This window comes from Levilinea saccharolytica, assembly GCF_001306035.1.
Classification (GTDB): Bacteria; Chloroflexota; Anaerolineae; order Anaerolineales; family Anaerolineaceae; genus Levilinea; species Levilinea saccharolytica.
The window spans coordinates 64,840-81,929 of sequence record NZ_LGCM01000065.1; the positions used below are offsets into that span (position 1 = coordinate 64,840).

Consider the following 17,090-nt stretch of genomic DNA (forward strand, 5'->3'; position numbering starts at 1 on the left):
CCGCGGTTAGCGCCGGCGCGAATTGAGCATTTCCGACAGGTTGGCCCCAAAGACTTCCGGCCCCAGGTGGAAGCCGGCAGCTTCCAGACGCGGCGAAAACAGGGGGCGGATGCCGGTGGGTTTCAGCTCGCCGATGATGCGGCCGTCTTTTTCCACCTTGGTCTGCTCGAAGCGGAAGATCTCGGTCATGACCACGGTGTCGCCTTCCATACCGGCCACCTCGGTGATGGAGGTGACTTTGCGGGTTCCGTCGCGCAGGCGCGACTGCTGGATGATGAGATCAATGGCGGAGGCGATCTGTTCGCGGATGACGCGCACAGGCAGATCCATGCCCGACATCAGGCACATGGTTTCCAGACGCGAGATGGCGTCGCGGGGGGCGTTGGCGTGCAGGGTGGTGAGGGAACCATCGTGGCCGGTGTTCATGGCCTGGAGCATATCGAGGGCCTCGCCGCCGCGCACCTCACCCACCACAATGCGGTCGGGGCGCATGCGCAAGGAATTGCGCACCAGTTCGCGGATGGTGACCGCGTTTTGACCTTCCGAATTGGCCGGTTTGGTCTCCAGGCGCACAATGTGATCCTGCTGGAGCTTCAACTCCGCAGCGTCTTCGATGGTGATGATGCGCTCATCTTCGGGGATGAAACTAGACAGCACGTTGAGCAGGGTGGTTTTACCAGAGCCGGTGCCGCCGGAGATGAGGATATTCAGGCGTGAAATTACGCAGGCGCGCACGAAATCGGCCATGTTGCGGGTGATGGAGCCGAATTCAATCAGCTGATCCACGCTGAGTTTGTTCTTCATGAATTTTCGGATGGTGATGGTGGGGCCGTCAATGGCCACCGGCCCAATCACCGCGTTTACGCGCGAGCCGTCGGGCAGGCGCGCATCCACCGTGGGGCTGTCGCGGTCAATGCGGCGGCCCAGGGGCAGGATGATGCGGTCAATCAGGCGCAGGACCTGCTCTTCGCTGTCGAAGGTGACGTTGGTTTTTACCAGCTTGCCTTTGCGCTCAATGTAGACCTTGTTAACCCCGTTGACCATCACTTCGGAGATATCGGGGTCATCCAGCAGGGGCTGGAGGGGGCCAAAACCCAAAAGCTCATCCAAAATTTCATGGAAGATTTGATCCCGCAGCGTGTTGGGGAGCTGGAGCTTGGTGCTCTGGTAGGCCTGCTGCAGTACCTGTAAGATCATGTCGCGGCGGTCGGCATCCGGAATATTCTGCGATTCAATTTCGCGGATGACCATGTTGGAAAGATAGGCTTTTAATTTGCCTATTTCTGGGCTGCGCCCGGTGGATTGTCCAGATAGGTTCATACGATACTCTCAGACTTACTGGTTGTGCAGTTCTTGGGTGGGAGCCATCCAAACGATTTGATTGCGCTGCACGACCATAAAACGCAGGGTGTACAGGGTTTCGCCGCCGGACAGATCCATGACGGTCACATCGGTGAGAGCCAGGAAGGCATCGGCGTGGTTAAGCTGATCAATCAGGCGCTCATCAGGCCGGACGTGGAATTTGCCGGTGATGCGGTGCACGGTGGTTTGCAGGATGACGTCCACCGGTTCTTTGGAGACGACGGGTGTAAAAATTTTGCCTTTATCTTCAAAATTAGCATACATGGCGGCTGCTCCGTTAGGAATTGTCTTTATCGACAGGCGGCATTAAATAGCCCAGGCCAGCACGGGTGACGATGTGCTGCGGCGAGTGGGGGTTATCTTCCAGCTTTTGGCGCAGCCGGGCAATGCTGACCCACAGGATTTCTTTATCTTCACGGTACTGCGGCCCCCAGATGGCCACCAGCAGGTCTTCGGCGGTGAGTACTTCGCCGACGTGGTGGGCAAACTGGATGAGGAGGCGGTATTCGGTGGCGGAGAGGAAGACGGGTTTGTTGTCCTTCCACACTTCGGCACGGGCAAAATCAATGCGCAAATTGCCGTGGATGAAGTAGCGGGTCTGGGTCACCTGTTCGGCGTTACTGGCCCGCCGCAGCACAGCCCGCACGCGCGCCACCAGTTCGATGGCGGAGAAAGGTTTGACCACGTAGTCATCCGCGCCGACGTTCAGGCCCTGAACGCGGTCTTGTTCTTCGCCGCGGGCGGTGAGCATGATGATGGGAATATTGGAAAACTGCCGGACGCGCTCGCAGGTGCTGAGGCCGTCCAGGCGGGGCATCATGATATCCAGGATCAGGAGGTCTGGGCCGCGGCTGGCCACCAGTTCCGATGGTTGAGCCTGGAGTTCTTCGGCGCGGGTGGCAGCGGTGGGCAGGGCCGCGGCCTGGGGGGCGCAGGCGGCCAGCAGACATAGGCTCAGCAGGAATACAGCCAGCACAGGTCGTTTCATCTCATCCTCCCTACAGTACCAAAAGTGATTGCGGCGGCGGGGACGCTTACCCGCCGTACAGCCCTTGCAGGCGGCGCCAGGCCGCCGGAGATTCGAGGATGTCGGTGGTGGTGCAGTATTGGTTCAGGCCGCCGTAGAGCGGCAAAGCCCGCAGCCAGGGGTCGCGGAGGGTCTCCTGCAGGGCTGCGGCGAAGCGTTCGGCGTGCAGCACGCGGAAGGGGCGCTGGTGGAAAAGCGAGCAGGAGGGCTCCAGCGCCGGGGTCAGGCCGAGGTCGTTGTGGGCGCGCGCCAGGGTCTCATACGCGCCGCACAACTGGGCTTCGCGCCGGGGAAAGTCAGGGGCCTCCAACGCGCCCTGCAGGTAGGGGGAGAGCTGCGCGGCCAAATCCAACCGCTGGAAGGCGGTTCCAAACCATTTGCTGTAAGGAGCGTAGCGGCGTTCCAGCAGGAAGGCCAGACGCATGACATCCTGGCACAGGCGCGCGGTGATCAGGCGCGAGCCCAGCTCGTCGCCCGCGCTGTGGGTGCGGCCCACAAAAGGCTCTTCCTGACTGAGGCGCATCCATTGGCAGGCCAGCAGGTAACGCCACACAGGGTCAGGGTAATAGGCCAGGCGGCTGCGCAGGGCTTCCAGGCCCAAATCGTCGTGATAGACGCGCCCGGCGGTCACCCCCAACAGGCGCTGCTCCGCGAAAGTCAGCCAGTCGGCAGGGGTCAAAGCCTGCTGGGGGGTGATGCCCAGTTCCTGCTGGGTGAAAGCCGAAAGGGTGGTCAGGGCGATGAGGGGATCCACCGGCCCGGATTCGATGGGGGTGGGGATGCGCACGCCTTCGCCGTCGGGGTCGGAAAAATGGGTGGGGTAGCCGTAAAACTGGGTGGGCAGCTCGCGGCCCAGGGCTGCGATGAGCCGGGCGCGCAGGCTTTCGGAGGCATCTTCAGGCAAAAAGAGCACCAGGCGCGGCCCCCACATGTGGTCGCGTGAGAGGGGGGTGTCGTAGCCGAGGACGTCGGAGCCGTAGCCCACCAGGGCGGCGGTGTGCGGCAGGCCGGGGAAACCTCGCTGAAGGATGGGCAGCACGGCCTGCTGGTAGTACTGCTGGCAAAGTTCCTGGCCGGGGAGGAAAGGCAGCGGGCTGACGGCCCAATTTTCACTGGACATACGGCGGGTCCTTGAGGTCGGGCTAATCGGGCGGACGGGGCGGCAGGAAGGGGATCTTGATGGGCAGGATCACCTCCGGCAGGCCGCTGCGGGGCGGTTCGGGCGGCAGGGTGCGGCGCAGAAAGGCTTCCATTTCGTCCGCCACGATGGCAGCCCCGCGGCTGTTTAAATGCACCGAGTCGGTCAACAGGGCAAAGCCGTTTTGCTCCGCCAGGCGGTCAAAGGGCTCGCCCAGGATGTTGCAGCGCAGGATGACTTCGGCGGTCAGGCGGATGGAATGGGTGTAGGCGCGCTTGGGGCGCGGGTCGGCCCGCAGCACGGCAGCCATGCGCTCATACACGGGCAGCAAGGGGATGTTCATTTCTTCGGTCAGTTCCGCCAGGGCCTGGTTATATTGGCGCACGCGCTGGTTGGGGAGCGAATCCAGGTCTTCGCCCAGCACCGGCAGCGTGGCCACCGCCAGGGCGGCGCGCGTGCTGGCTTTCAGGCGGCTGAGAATCAGGCGCATGTTGCGGATGTACCAGGATAGATTGGGCCAGCGGGGGATGCCTTTGACGGCGAAATTGGCCAGGGTCTTCAGCACCGAAAGCGAAGAAAGCACATCATTGGTTCCGGCCAGAACCAGGATGGTATCGGGCCGTTCGCGGATGACGGGGTTGAGACGGGTGAGCAGGTTGTAGGCCAGATCGTTGTTGATCCCGGCGTTGATGAAGCGCACCGGATACCCGGCGAAGCGGTCGCGCAGCGGCCAGATGTACGAGACGCTGATTTGCCCCAGGGTGATGCTGTCTCCCAGGCAGACGACGGTATGGGTACGGCGGTCGGACGGTGTGGACATGCGTATATCCCCAATCGGGCAAGCGTGGGTGTACCGCTGGATGAATTGATTATACAGGAGCTTGGCCGGGTTGGGGGGCGCGTTCAGGCGCGGGTGGGGGGCAGCAAGCGGCAGAGCATGACCATCGAATCGTCTTCGCTGTGTACCGGTTCAAACCCCGCGCGGATGTACAGGCGCAGGGCCGGGTTGGTGGGGGAAACGCTGAGAGACACGGATTCAAAACCGCGGCGGGCGGCTTCGTCCAGGGCGGCGGTCAGCAGACGGCTGCCCAGTCCCTGCCCGCGGTGCGGCGGGGTGAGGGCGATGGACAGTTCGGGGACGGCCGGGGACACGGTTCCATAGCCGGGGGCCTCGGCGGGGAACAGGCGCAGCCAAACCGCACCCACCGGCTGTGCGCTGTCATCGCCCGCCAGCCCGGCAAAGCCAAAATCACCCGCGCGTCCCCAATCCTGATAATAGGCGGCGATGCGCGGCTCATCCAGCAAGGCCCGGTCGGGCAAAGGCGTGCCCGGGGGGACGAAGATGGCGTAAAACATCAGCTCGCGGATCAAACCCTGATCGGCGGGGGTCAGCGGGCGCAGCGTGTGGGTTGGCAGGATGGGTTTCATAAAAAAGGGATGGGGGCGGCTAGCCGCCCCCAAAAACCGTCAGGACTTGAACGATATCGCCGTCTGCCAGGCGGTGGGCTTTATCCACCGGGCGGGCGTTGACCAGCACCAGGGCCACCAGTTCGGGGCGGATATTGGCCAGCAGCAGCGCCTCGCGCACCGAACAGCCCGCGGCCTCCAGGTGCAGCTCTTTTTGATCGTGAACCAGGGCCTTTAGCCCGCCCAAAGGCCGCAGGGTGATCACAAGGTTTGCGCAAGCTCCGCCAGCCCCAGCTTTTCCAGGGTGGCGGGGGTGGGAATGCCGTTCGAAGACCAGCCGCGCTGTTCGTAGTACATATCCAGGAGCTTATGCACATCTTCCAGGCGGGTGATTTGTCCGGCGGTGACGCCGGTTTTGGGGGCTTCTTCATAGAAGCGCGGGGCGGGCAGATCCCATTCGCGCCCAAAGCCCTCGTTCTCGCGAATCCAGAACATACGGTTGAGGTTCCAGATGCGCGCGCCCACCATTTCCAACTCTTCCCAGGAGCGCTGCACGCCGGTGACGGCGGCCAGGGCGGGGACATACAGCTCGCGGTCAATGCCCAATTCCACCCACTGCAGACGGCAGGTGCCAAAGACGTCGAACATAGGGCGGAAGTCCTGCAGCCAGATGATGCGGGCCACTTTTTCCGGAACCACCAGTTCGCGGCCCACCTGAAGATCATAGGTGATGGCCCAGGAACGGTTGTGGTGTGCGCCAACGTCGCAGGTCATGTAGGCCAGCAGCATGGCGGTGGCGTTGTGGGTGGCGTACGCCGACTGCTCCATGCCTTTGACATGGATGGCGAACTTTTCGCTGCCTTTGCCCACCTGTTTGGCGGCGGCTTTGACGCCCTGAGAGAGCAGCGCGCCCAGGCCCTGGCGTTTGGCGATGGCCTGCAGCAGTTCAAAGACGGCGGGCACGTTGCCAAAGCGCAGCTCCAGGCCGCCGGTATCTTCCAGGGTGAGGATGCCCTTTTCAAAACATTCCATCGCCCAGCCGATGGCGCTGCCGGCGGAGATGGTGTCAATGCCCAGCTCGTCGCACAGTAAATTGGCCTGGGCCACATCTTGAATGTCGGCGATGCCCAGGTTGGAACCCAACATGCCGATGGTTTCGTATTCGGGGCCTTCCACCGTGCTGCCGTAGCGTTTCATGCGGCTGTATTTGCCGCAGGGCGAAGGACAGCCAAAGCAGCCTTTGTCAGTGATGACGATCTGCTCGCGCATCACCGGCCCGTACAGGGTGGGGCCGCCCTCGAAGGAACCCGCGCTGAAATTGCGCGTGGGCAGGGCGCCGACCTCGTCGCACCAGCTGGTGACGATGGTGGTGCCGTAATCCTGCCAGGGCTTCAGGCCGTCGGAATCTTTGCAGGCTTTGAACAGGGCCATGCCCGCCTGGCGGTAGCCCGCCAGATCGGCCACCTGCACCGACTGCGTGCCGTGCAGGACGATGGCTTTGAGGCGCTTGGAGCCCATCACCGCGCCCACGCCGCCGCGCCCGGCCTCGCGGCCGTAATCGTGGTTGATGCTGGCGTAAGACACCAGGTTCTCGCCGCCGGGGCCGATGACGGCCACCTGGAATTCTTCGCCCAGCTGCTCTTTGAACATGCGCTCCACGGTGATGCTGCCTTTGCCCCAATATTCCGAGGCGTCGCGCAGTTCCGCTTTGCGGTCGTCAATGAAGAGGTATACCGGTTTGGGGCTGATGCCCTCCAGGATGATCGAGTCGATCCCGGCGTATTTCATCTCAGCCGTGAACAGGCCGCCCAGGGATGAGCCCGCGTACCCGCCGGTGAGGGGTGATTTGGTGGAGAAATCGCATTTCCCCGCGCCGGGGATCATCAGGCCGGAGAGCGGCCCGGTGGAGATGATCAATTTGTTTTCGGGGCCCAAGGGGTCCGCGTGGGCAGGCACTTCATGGTACAGGAAGTATGCGCCAAAACCGCGCCCGCCGATGTAATCGCGGATGACATCCGCCGGGGTGGGCAGACGGGTGATTTTGCCCTCGGTGAGGTTGACACGTAAGATACTGCCGCCATATCCGTTCATGGTCTGCTCCTTTAGGCTGCCTGGGTGGAGGGTTCAGCGATCCACAGCACATTCATGCCGCAAACCAACACGCAGTCGCCGCACAGGTCGCATTTCCAGGAATGTTCGGACATTTCTGGTACCACGAACATGACGCCTTCCGGGCAGACCGTTTCACACGCGCCGCACAGGTCGCACAGGGCGGCATCGACGAAATAGGCTCCGCGCTCATTGCGCTGGATGGCGCCGGTGGGGCACACCTGGGCACATTCGCCGCACTGGGTGCAGACTTTCAGCTCATAATTGCCGGGTTCGGGGAAATGGGGCACCACCCGCAGGGCGGCTTTTTTGGGATTGTTTTCCTCAAAGAGGTTGAGCGAACAGGCCACCAAACAGGCGCTGCAGCCGCAGCATTTGGAAGAATCGGCGTACAATCGCATAGGCGGGTCTCCTTGAAAAGGGGGCGGACGCAAAAAAGTTTACCAACGGTAACACTGTACCCAAGAGCAGGCACAAAGGCTATTCACATTCATCCTGATTTGGGGCGGCCGAATATCCCATATCGGCGGGTAGGCCGGGACGAGGGCCGAGGATGCCGATTAGATTGCCAAAGGGGTCGCTCACCTGGGCCATGCTGAGGTTGTCGGTGCGCTCCAGCGGGCCGCGGTACAGCGCCGCCCCGCAGGCCAGGGCGCGCCCCAGGGCGGCGTCAAACTGGCTGACCTGCCAGTAGAGGGTCTGCCCGGCTTTGCCTGAGGGCATTTTTTCATCGGCCAAATGGAAGGTGATCCGAATTCCCCCGGCCTCCACAATGTAATGGTTGCCCTCCGGCAGGTACTGCACCGCGGTGCTGAGCAGGCGCGCATACCATTCGGCGGCGGCCAGGCGGTCGGGGACGAACAGCATCCATTCGGCCGGGTACAGAAAGCGCGGGGCGGGGGCGGTTTGCAGCCGTTTCCATTCGCTTTCCAGGATGGCGTAAACCCATTCTGAACCCCAGGCGCCTTTGAACCAGATGTTTTCTTTGAAGAAGGCTTCACGGCGCATCCCAATGCGCTCCAGCACGCGGGCCGAGGCGGGGTTTTCAGCGTCGCACACGGCGCGCACGCGGTGCAGGCGGCATTCCTCAAACAGGTAGCGCAGCAGCCCGGCCACCGCTTCGGTGGCGAAGCCGCGGCGGCGCTGGCGGGGCGAAAGGGTGTAGCCGATCTCCGCCTGGCTGGAGTCTTCGGCCATAATGTGAAAGGCGCAGTCGCCGATCATCTCGCCGCTGTCTTTGCGCACCACCGCCAGCTGATACCACTCCCCGGGGGTTCCGGGCTGGCTGCGCAGCAGCGTTTCGATGAATTTCCGCGCTTTTTCTTCGGGGTAGGGGGCCTCCCAGCTTTGGTAGCGGGCGGTTTGGGGGTCGGAGCGGTAGGCCACAAAAGCCGACAGGTCTGCCTGGGTAAAGGGGCGCAGGATGAGGCGCGGTGTTTGCAAGGGGAAGGGCATCGGGGGGCCGCCTTTCAGCGAGGGGGTGGGGTGAGCCGCCAGACGAAATAGTTGTCGTTGGCTTTTAATTTGAGCAGGTCGCGCTGGTAATCCAGCCATTCTTTGGCAAATTCTTTCAGGCTGGCCGAGAGGGACAGGCCGGAAAAGACCCCACCGGCGATGGACAGCGCATCCAGGTTACTGCCCAGGGTGGTCAGCCCGGCCACCAGCACGGATGCCGAGCCGAGGGCCAGGTGGGTGGAAAAGCGCTGGCGGTATGAGGTGCTGATTTCCTGATAGGTCAGGCTGATCTGGGCCACATCGTGTTCCACGCTGTGCTGGAGGGCCAAGATTTGCTGTTCGCGCTCTTCGCTTCCGGCGGGCGCAGAGATTTCCAGCAGTTTCTGGTTGATCTGGGCGCGGAAGGCCTGAAAGGCGTGCGGTTCGTGGGTGATGGTATCCAACACGCGCTCGACCGGCAGGTTCAGCAGGGCCGGCAGGCGCAGGCCGTTCAGGCTGAATCCGGCCGGGATCAGAAAACGCCGATCCTGGGGCAGCTTCTTGTTCACCTGGCGGGCGGCGTCCAGGGCTTTGCGAAACATGTAGGCGTAATCGGGCGAGAAGAAATCTGTGCTCAGCCCTTGCAGGCCGCCGGCGATGGCAAAGGCCGCCAGGGAAACCCACAGAGGCTGGTAGGTGAAATAGCGCTGCAAGCGCGTATCCAGACGGGCGCTGGCGGCGGTGATTTCATCAAAATGGACAGCGGGGCGGGGCGAGGGTGCGGCCGGGGCGGGCTTGCTCAGACGGCGCGAGACCGCCCGCGCCAAACGGTTTTGGGTGAGGATTTGCTTCAGTGCGAGAGCGGCCAGACCGGCGGGGCTGCCGTACCCGGCGATGCGCAAGGCGCGCGCGTCCAGCAGGGTCTGGCGCGTGTACACCGAGATAAACGGCCAGGCCCCATCGGGCATTTGGGTGAGCTTGTAGGGCACCAGGCGGCCTTCGGCGATCAGTTCGCGGGCCTGATGGTAATACTGCAGCACAGCGCGCAGGTTTTGCAGGCAGATGGGGTATCCGGCGCGGTAGGCGGCGGTCATTTGCGCCCCAGGCTGAAGGCCGGGGTCGTCAAATTCAGGCCCGCTGAGAAAGGCGGCGTAGTCATACAGCGGGTCGTCCAGATACAGCCGGTCGGCGATCAAGAGGTGAGACGCGGTTTGGGTCAGCTCCTGCGGGGGCAGGCTGGGCTTTAAAGTAGGCGTCCAGGGCGTCGCTGAAGGCCTTCCAATCGTGCTCGCGCAGATGCAGCAGGCGTTGATCCAGGACCTCCGGGCGGTCCAGGCCGTAACTGCGCAAGACATCAAAAAACGAAGGGGAAGAGGTCATTGCGCACCGTGATGGAAGGGCTAGCAGGGGGTCAGCGGGCCGGGCGGCAGGGCAGCCATGTGGCGAGCCTGCCGGGCAATGTGCTCAAATTGGCCGATGGTGAAATCCCACAGAGGGCCGGCGAAGAGCGCCGCGCTGGTTTCGGGGCGGCCGGTGGTGCGCGGCCCCTGGCTGACCAAGGCCTCCACCGCCAGGGGGTGTTGATCGGCGTCGGTGATGGGCGGGAAGGCGGCGCAAATCTGCGTGAAGACGGCCTGGGCTTCCTCGGCGGATACGCAGTCCAGAATGCAGGCTTCGCGCAGCGCGCGCCGGTCGCTGTGCTGCGAATCGGGCAGGGGGTTTTCCCACAGGATGACGGTCAGGCGGAAGCAGTTCATGGCGGGTCTCTTTCGGTCAAGCGGTTCTGCAAACGGGATGGGGAAATGAGGCTCCCTTTAAGTATAGACCTTTTTTGCCAAAATGCAGCCCGGCAGGCCGAGCATTCTGCGCAGAGGGGAAAGGTCGGCAGCTCCCCGTCGCCCGGCGGGTTTTCATCGGCCACTTGACCAGTTTTTTAACCCGTGCGGTGGGCGCTGTGATACGATCAATCATAACCAAATCCTGCTTATCGTTTGAGGCCTAGCATGTCAAACCCCCAACCTTCCCCCACCCCCTCTTCCGCGCCCACCCGCGGGCTGGCCGGGCAGATCGCGCGGCTGCGCGGCGTATATGAAGAGTACCCGCGACAATTCTGGGTGCTGGTGTTCGGCAGTTTCATTGACCGCCTGGGCGGTGCGCTGCTGTTCCCCTTCTTTTCACTGTACATCACCCAAAAATTTGACGTGGGCATGACCCAGGTGGGGGTGATTTTTTTGGTCTTCTCCATCACCGGCCTATTCAGCAGCCTGTTAGGCGGGGCGCTGACCGACCGCATCGGGCGCAAGGGCATCATCATTTTTGCATTGGTGATGAGCGCACTCTCCGCCCTGGGGATGGGTCTGGTCAACGATTTCACCACCTTTTTGGTGGTGGCCGGGGTGGTGGGTCTGCTTTCGGATGTGGGCGGGCCGGCGCATAGCGCGATGGTGGCGGATTTGCTGCCGGAGCATAAACGCGCCCAGGGCTTTGGCATTTTGCGGGTGGTCTTCAACCTGGCGGTGGTGATCGGCCCGCTGCTGGGTGGGATTCTGGCTTCGCGCTCTTATCTGCTTCTGTTCATCATTGATACCATCACGAGCCTGTTGACGGCAGGCTTTGTGTGGGTGGCCATCCGCGAAACGCGCGTGGCCCCCGCGCCGGGAGAGCCGCAGGAAAGCCTGGGGCAGACCTTCAAGGGGTACTTCACCGTTCTGCGCGATTCGGCCTTCACCTGGTTCATGCTGGCCTCCATGTTAAGCGTGCTCATGTATATGCAGATGAACACCAGTTTGGCGGTGTTCCTGCGGGATGTGCACGGCACCAATGAACAGATGTTTGGTTACATCCTGGCGCTGAACGCCGCAATGGTGGTGCTGTTCCAGTTCCCCATCACCCGCCGCATTACCCCTTTCCGGCCGCTGATGGTGATGGTGGCAGGCACCCTGCTGTACGCGGTGGGCTTCAGCCTGTACGGCTTTGTGGCCAGCTTCCCCCTCTTTTTGGCGGCGATGGTGGTCATCACCATCGGCGAAATGCTGGTCAGCCCGGTTTCGCAGGCCATTGTCACCAATCTGGCGCCGGAGGACATGCGCGGGCGCTACATGGCCACCTACGGATTCAGTTGGGTGCTGCCTTCGGCGGTGGGGCCGCTTTTGGCAGGGCTGATCCTGGATAATTTGGACCCGCATTTGCTCTGGTTTGCGGCGGGGTTTTTGGGCCTGGCGTCGGCGGCCATGTACTATGCCTTGCAGCAAAAGGTGGGCGGTTCGCGTTGGGCGCTGGTGGATATGCGGCTGCAAGTTTTTCAGCAGTTGGAAGAAGGCCGCCTGACGGTGGAAGAGGCTGCGGCGCGCCTGGCTGAGGTGCAGGAAGCCAAGTACGCCCGCATGCGCGAGCAGGAAACCCCGCCCGCGCCGGAGCAGTTGCGCGTGCGGGTCAGCAGCACCGACAGCGGGCATACCCACACCGAACTGCTGCTGCCTTTGGGGTTGGTAAATATCTTTCTCAACACCGACTGCCGCCTGTCGCTGGATGTGGAGCAGCACGTGGATGCGCAGCGCCTGCGGCATTTGATCGCCGAGGGGCTTTCCAACGGGGGCAGCGCCAGCCTGGAGACGGAAGCGAAAGCCCGGGTAGAGATCTTTCGCGAGAGTGTCTCTGGTGAGGACGAAACGGCCTGACCCATCTGGTTTGCTGAAGGACTATAATTAAACCATCAGCGTGGCCCTCGGGAGGTCAGTACGCTCTTGGGCATTTGGGCTGTCTGCGGTGATAAGGAGGGGCGCGTGGAGATGCTTGCATTTTTCGCCAGAAAGCTGCTGCGGGTGATCGCGGTCGTGTTCGGTACGACCCTGCTGGCTTTCCTGCTGATGCACCTCATCCCGGGAAACCCCTGGAGCAATTATTCCTCCAACGTGCGCGCCATGAAGGGCATCTGGTTGGATGCGGCGCAGGAAAAAGAGCTTTACCGCCGCTTTGGCCTGGATTTGCCGCTTTGGCGGCAGTACACGCGCTACATTGTGGGCGATTTTGATGAGCAGGGGGAATTCTTTTGCGGGGCTATTTGCGGCAATTTGGGCCCATCCATTCAGCAGCGCGGGCGAACGGTGCAGGACTTCTTGTTTGCGGCGCCGGATGGCGGGTCTTTCTGGCACAGCGCCTTTGGATATTCCATTCGCCTGGTTTTCTTTGCCTCGTGCATCGCCGTGGGGTTGGGCATTCCACTGGGATTCCTGACCGCGGCCCGCGCCCAAACCCGCCTGAAAAGAGCCGTCTCCTTTGGGCTGGCGGCTTTGATCTCTATCCCCAATTTTGTGCTGGGTCTGCTGGCCATGATCGTGTTCGCCTCCTGGCTGAAATTGATTCCGGTGCTGCCCAATTGGAACCAGCCCGCCCATTGGATCATCCCGGCGGTGGTGCTGGCGGCCATGCCCATCGCGAGCATTGCGCGCGTGACGCAGACCACCCTGGAAAACACGCTGAACGAAGATTACATCCTCACCGCGCGGGCCAAGGGCATGACGGAGCGGCGCGTCATGCGCGTGCATGTGCTGCGCAATGCGCTGGTTCCCATCACCACTTTCTTAGGCCCCGTCCTGATGGAGATGTTCGGGGGGCTGTTCATCGTTGAAAACCTGTACGCCTTCCCCGGCTTTGGCCGCGGCTATTGGGACGCCATCCTCAAGCTGGATTACTCCTTGGCGATGGGGGTCCTGCTGTTGTATGCCGTCGGCATTGGGGTGGTGAATGTGAGTATCGCCACGCTGTGTGAGATTTTGGATCCGCGCCTGCGCGCCGCGGAAGAGGCGGCGGCGGCATGAGGACTCATTTTCCCTGGAAACGCGCCCTGCACAGCAAGGCGGTCTGGTTCAGCCTGATGGTGACGGCTGCGTTTGCCTTGACCGCCGTCCTGGGGCCCTGGCTGGCCCCGCAAGACCCTTACCGCTGGGGCGCATCTCAGGCTGATCTGCCGCCCGTGTGGGTGACAGACGGCCCCAAAGCCCCCCAGGCCGATTTTCCCCTGGGCTCTGACCGCTACGGGCGCGATATTTTGAGCCGCCTGCTGTATGGAACCCGCACCGCCTTCTTTTTGGCGCTGCTTTCGGTGCCGCTGGCGGGCCTGGTGGGCACGCTGGTGGGGCTGACCGCCGGCTATGCGGGCGGGAAGGTGGATACCGGGCTATCCCTGCTGATGGACATGATCCAATCTCTGCCGGGGATCATGTTTATGGTGATGCTGGTGCTCATTTTGCGCAGCGTCCTGTCGCCGTCCTGGTTTCACGGGCTGATTGCCCTGGTGTTTGGCTTTGCGGCGGTGGCCTGGGTCAGCCTGGCGCGCCTGATCCGCGTTCAGGTGATGGTGTTAAAGGCGCAGTTGTTTGTGGAGGCGGCGGTATCGGTGGGCGCAACCCCCTGGCAGATCATCACCCGCCACCTGCTGCCGAACGTGTCGCACCTCATCATCGCCTGGGTCATCAACAATGTGCCCGCGGTGATTTTGATTGAAGCCGTCCTGGGCTATATCGGCATCGGGGTCACCAGCGCGGATTCGGACAACGCCTTTTCGGTGATCAGTTGGGGCGGGATGTTCTTTTCGGGGCGCTCGGCTCTCAACCGCAGCCCGCTGATGGTGGTCATCCCCTCGGTGAGCATCCTGCTGATTTCGATGAGCTGCATTTTACTGGGCGACTTTCTGAAAGGGATTTCGCGGCCTGAGGCGCAGTGAGAGGGGATTGTCCTGCGTGAAAAGATGATAAAATCTCCCAGCGCGCCGCGGTGCGCGCCATCTCGAACGCCCTGGGAGCGAAATTTTGCATCAAGTTGTGCGCGGCGCGCTCATTGTCTTCGGTACGCTGTTTGTGGGGCTGGGTCTGGTGGGGATTTTTCTGCCGGTGCTGCCCACCACCCCGTTTTTGCTGCTGGCGGCGGTGTGTTACGCGCGCAGTTCCCAGCGTTTTTACGATTGGCTGCTGAACAACCGCTGGTTTGGGGAATATATCCGCAACTACCGCGAGGGTAAGGGGGTGCATCTGCACCATAAGGTCTCGGCCCTGGTGCTGCTGTGGGGCACGATTGGGGCGGCGGTGCTGCTGTGGGTGCAGAACGGCTGGGTGCGGGCCCTGCTGCTGGTCATCGCCGCGGGGGTGACGATCCATCTGGTTCAGCTGAAGACCCTGCGCTCGGAGTGAATCCGCGAGGCCGGCACGGGCGGTTAGAGCAGATAGTGGCCCAAAATGGCCAGCCCCAGCCCGGCGGTGGCGGTGAGGTACAGGGCGCGCATGGCGTTGTGCCCGGCCTGGCGGTTGGGGGCGTGCATCAGCCGGTAGGTGAAAAACAAGATGAACACGTCCGCGATGCCCATCGGCACGGCGTAGGCCCAGCCGACGCTGCCGGTGAAGACGGGGATCAGGCTGAGCACCACCACCAGCCCAAACAGCGCCGCGGATACGCGCAGCGCGGCGGCTTTGCCCACGCGTAAGGCCAGTGAGCGCACCCCGCGTTTTTCGTCCCCGGCCATATCCATGCTGTCCCCGGCGATTTCCTCCCCCAGATCAAAGAAAAACACCACGGCGATGAAAACCCACAAGATGGCGTTGGGGGTCTGGCCCACGCTCAAGCCGCCCAGGATGAAGGTCATGGCCACGGAGATACTGACGCACAGGTTGCCCCACAGCCCAGCGGATTTGAAGCGCCAGTTATAGCCAAAGCCCAGGATCCAGGTGAGCAGGCTGAGGCCCAGCACCAGGGGGCGGATGGCAGCGGCGGTGAGCAGGCCCAACAGGGCGGTGAGCAGACCGAAAACGATCACCTCGGCGGTGGTCAGCTTTCCGGCGGCGTAGGGGCGCTGGGGGGCGTTGACGCGGTCCACTTCCAGGTCAAAGTAATCATTAAAGACCATGGCCGAGCTGGAAAGCAGAAAGCCCAGCAAAAAGCCCAGCAGCATGGTGGAAAAAGGCGGGAAGCCCCCCAACGCCACCGCCTGCCCCAGCAGAACGCACAGGCCCGCCGCCAACGGCAGCTCCGGGCGGATCAATTGAATGAACGCGGAAATTTTGCGGGCGAGGGGCATAGGCCTCCAGGCAGGTCTGGATATAAGAATTATACAGCAGGGCCGCAGACAGGTTTTAACCAACAAACACCCGCCGGACTGCGCGGGTGTTTGGGTGTGGGTGGGGGAACGGCGCCTTAGTCGCCAGCGGGAGCGCCCGCCTGCACCGGTTGGGCAGGGGCGGCGGCCGGCTGGGGTGATTTGAGCACGGCGGTGAGCACGGCGGCCAGCACCAGCATGCCGGCGGCCAGGAAATAGGCGTTGGTGAAGCTGCCGGTGGCGTCTTTGATGGCGCCCGCCAACTGCGAAAGCATGAAACCGCCCAGACCCCAGGCCGTGTAGACGATGCCGTAGTTCATGGCGAAGTTTTTGAGGCCGTAGTAATCTTTGGTGATGGCGGGGAAGACCGCCAGGTTAGCGCCGTAATTGGCGCCGATGAGCGCCACCAGGGCCATGAGCAGGGGCACATTGGCCAGGGCGCTGCCCTGAACAATGAAGGACAGCCCGAAGATGAGCGCTGCCTGGAAGACGAAAGCGATCAGCAGCACGTTCTTGCGGCCGATTTTATCCGAAAGCAGGCCGTAGAGCACGCGCCCGCCGCCGTTGCCCAGGGCCAGGGCCGAAACCGCCACGGCGGAGACCGCCGCCAGGCCGATTTGATCTTTGACGATGGAGGCCAGGTTGCCGATGACCATCAGGCCAGCGCCGGAGCCAAAGGCAAAGGCCACCCAGATCAGGTAAAACTGCCAGGTTTTGATGGTTTCGCTGGGGGCAAATTCCTGTTTTTTGGCGGCCGTGCTTTTGGCTGGGGCCGAACCCGCCGGAACGTAGCCCGCCGGAGGGAATTGCAGCAGCTGGGCAAAGGCGATCACCACCACCAACATGCCGATGCCCAGGTAGAGCATGGTGGTTTGCAGGCCGATGGAAGCGATCAGCGTGCGGGCCAGGGGGGCCACCCAGGCGCTGCCCATGCCGAAACCGGCCACAACGATGCCGGAGATCAGGCCGGTTTTGGAGGCGGGGAACCATTTCAGCGCGGTGGGGCTGGCGGTGGCATACACAAAACCGATGCCGGAGCCGAGCAGCACGCCGAAGGCAAAGGTGTACATCCACGGGGAGGTGGATTGGCTGGAGAGGATCACCCCCAAACCCGCCAAAAGGCCGCCCAGGCTGACGACCACCCGCGGGCCGAATTTGTTCAGCAGACGCGCCCCAACCAGGGTCATAATGGAAAAGACGACGCACGCCACCGAGTAAGGCAGGGACTTCTGCGAATCGGCCCAGCCCCATTCCACGGGGATGTTGGCCTTGATGACGCTCCAGGCATACAAGACGCCCAACGCCAGAAGGGCGCAGGTGCCGGCGATGGTGACCAGCCAGCCCTTGTTCGAGGCGGCGGCGCGGGTCGAAGAAGAATCGCTCATAGATCTAAAATTTTCCTTTCGGGGGAGGGGTAAAATAGAATCAAGAATGGGGCCTTCGATGGGGCAGAAGGCAGCGCAAGGGGTGAATTGTCTGACAAACTTGCGATGATTGCATTATACAAATTGTCAGACAATTGTCAATAG

At 62.4% G+C, this 17,090-nt stretch carries 19 protein-coding genes; 4 read left to right on the plus strand and 15 right to left on the minus strand.

Annotated elements, in window-relative coordinates:
• Positions 1-6 precede the first annotated feature (6 nt).
• The 13 genes from ADN01_RS17505 to ADN01_RS17560 all read right to left on the minus strand — a co-directional run bounded on the left by ADN01_RS17505 (position 7) and on the right by ADN01_RS17560 (position 10,234).
• Complete coding sequence (locus ADN01_RS17505) at positions 7-1,320, minus strand: CpaF family protein (RefSeq protein WP_062417530.1); 1,314 nt, start codon at positions 1,318-1,320, stop codon at positions 7-9.
• A gap of 15 nt (positions 1,321-1,335) precedes the next feature.
• Positions 1,336-1,626 carry a DUF6812 domain-containing protein gene (locus ADN01_RS17510; protein WP_062417531.1) on the minus strand — a complete coding sequence of 97 codons (291 nt, stop codon included), beginning with the start codon at positions 1,624-1,626 and terminating at the stop codon, positions 1,336-1,338.
• A gap of 13 nt (positions 1,627-1,639) precedes the next feature.
• Positions 1,640-2,350 carry a response regulator gene (locus tag ADN01_RS17515; RefSeq protein WP_082389745.1) on the minus strand — a complete coding sequence of 237 codons (711 nt, stop codon included), beginning with the start codon at positions 2,348-2,350 and terminating at the stop codon, positions 1,640-1,642.
• Between the two features lie 46 nt (positions 2,351-2,396).
• Entirely contained in the window at positions 2,397-3,509 is a 1,113-nt protein-coding gene (locus tag ADN01_RS17520; RefSeq protein WP_062417021.1) for a DUF4037 domain-containing protein, read from the minus strand.
• A gap of 22 nt (positions 3,510-3,531) precedes the next feature.
• Positions 3,532-4,347: an SGNH/GDSL hydrolase family protein gene (locus tag ADN01_RS17525; protein ID WP_062417022.1), complete on the minus strand. Its 816-nt coding sequence runs from the start codon at positions 4,345-4,347 to the stop codon at positions 3,532-3,534.
• Between the two features lie 83 nt (positions 4,348-4,430).
• Positions 4,431-4,955 (minus strand): GNAT family N-acetyltransferase, encoded by a 525-nt coding sequence (locus ADN01_RS17530; RefSeq protein ID WP_062417023.1) that lies wholly within the window; start codon positions 4,953-4,955, stop codon positions 4,431-4,433.
• A gap of 19 nt (positions 4,956-4,974) precedes the next feature.
• Positions 4,975-5,199, minus strand: coding sequence for a MoaD/ThiS family protein (locus tag ADN01_RS17535; protein ID WP_062417024.1), 225 nt, complete (start codon positions 5,197-5,199; stop codon positions 4,975-4,977).
• Positions 5,196-7,025, minus strand: coding sequence for an aldehyde ferredoxin oxidoreductase family protein (locus ADN01_RS17540; RefSeq protein WP_062417025.1), 1,830 nt, complete (start codon positions 7,023-7,025; stop codon positions 5,196-5,198). Before ADN01_RS17540 ends, ADN01_RS17535 begins: the two co-directional genes overlap by 4 nt.
• 11 nt (positions 7,026-7,036) lie before the next feature.
• On the minus strand, positions 7,037-7,444 hold the full coding sequence (locus ADN01_RS17545) for a 4Fe-4S dicluster domain-containing protein (RefSeq protein ID WP_062417026.1): 408 nt from the start codon (positions 7,442-7,444) through the stop codon (positions 7,037-7,039).
• 79 nt (positions 7,445-7,523) lie between these two features.
• Positions 7,524-8,498 (minus strand): GNAT family N-acetyltransferase, encoded by a 975-nt coding sequence (locus tag ADN01_RS19955; RefSeq protein ID WP_075071324.1) that lies wholly within the window; start codon positions 8,496-8,498, stop codon positions 7,524-7,526.
• 14 nt (positions 8,499-8,512) lie between these two features.
• The gene (locus ADN01_RS17555) at positions 8,513-9,673 is read right to left on the minus strand and encodes a hypothetical protein (RefSeq protein ID WP_062417027.1); all 1,161 of its coding nucleotides are present in this window, start codon (positions 9,671-9,673) and stop codon (positions 8,513-8,515) included.
• Positions 9,633-9,857: a hypothetical protein gene (locus tag ADN01_RS19765; RefSeq protein ID WP_160318462.1), complete on the minus strand. Its 225-nt coding sequence runs from the start codon at positions 9,855-9,857 to the stop codon at positions 9,633-9,635. The genes ADN01_RS17555 and ADN01_RS19765 overlap by 41 nt, the downstream gene beginning before the upstream one ends.
• 20 nt (positions 9,858-9,877) lie before the next feature.
• On the minus strand, positions 9,878-10,234 hold the full coding sequence (locus ADN01_RS17560; RefSeq protein ID WP_062417028.1) for a hypothetical protein: 357 nt from the start codon (positions 10,232-10,234) through the stop codon (positions 9,878-9,880).
• 246 nt (positions 10,235-10,480) lie between these two features.
• Between ADN01_RS17560 and ADN01_RS17565 the strand changes: the two genes are divergently transcribed.
• From ADN01_RS17565 to ADN01_RS17580, 4 genes are all read left to right on the plus strand, one after another.
• Positions 10,481-12,154: an MDR family MFS transporter gene (locus ADN01_RS17565; protein WP_062417029.1), complete on the plus strand. Its 1,674-nt coding sequence runs from the start codon at positions 10,481-10,483 to the stop codon at positions 12,152-12,154.
• Between the two features lie 111 nt (positions 12,155-12,265).
• Positions 12,266-13,294: an ABC transporter permease gene (locus tag ADN01_RS17570; protein ID WP_062417030.1), complete on the plus strand. Its 1,029-nt coding sequence runs from the start codon at positions 12,266-12,268 to the stop codon at positions 13,292-13,294.
• Positions 13,291-14,199: an ABC transporter permease gene (locus ADN01_RS17575; RefSeq protein WP_062417031.1), complete on the plus strand. Its 909-nt coding sequence runs from the start codon at positions 13,291-13,293 to the stop codon at positions 14,197-14,199. The genes ADN01_RS17570 and ADN01_RS17575 overlap by 4 nt, the downstream gene beginning before the upstream one ends.
• Before the next feature lie 97 nt (positions 14,200-14,296).
• The gene (locus tag ADN01_RS17580) at positions 14,297-14,662 is read left to right on the plus strand and encodes a YbaN family protein (protein WP_062417060.1); all 366 of its coding nucleotides are present in this window, start codon (positions 14,297-14,299) and stop codon (positions 14,660-14,662) included.
• Between the two features lie 23 nt (positions 14,663-14,685).
• Here ADN01_RS17580 and ADN01_RS17585 read toward each other — a convergent pair whose 3' ends face one another.
• Positions 14,686-15,543, minus strand: a complete 858-nt coding sequence (locus tag ADN01_RS17585; protein ID WP_062417032.1) for a UbiA family prenyltransferase — start codon at positions 15,541-15,543, stop codon at positions 14,686-14,688.
• A gap of 116 nt (positions 15,544-15,659) precedes the next feature.
• Positions 15,660-16,946 (minus strand): L-lactate MFS transporter, encoded by a 1,287-nt coding sequence (locus ADN01_RS17590; RefSeq protein ID WP_062417033.1) that lies wholly within the window; start codon positions 16,944-16,946, stop codon positions 15,660-15,662.
• Positions 16,947-17,090 lie beyond the last annotated feature (144 nt).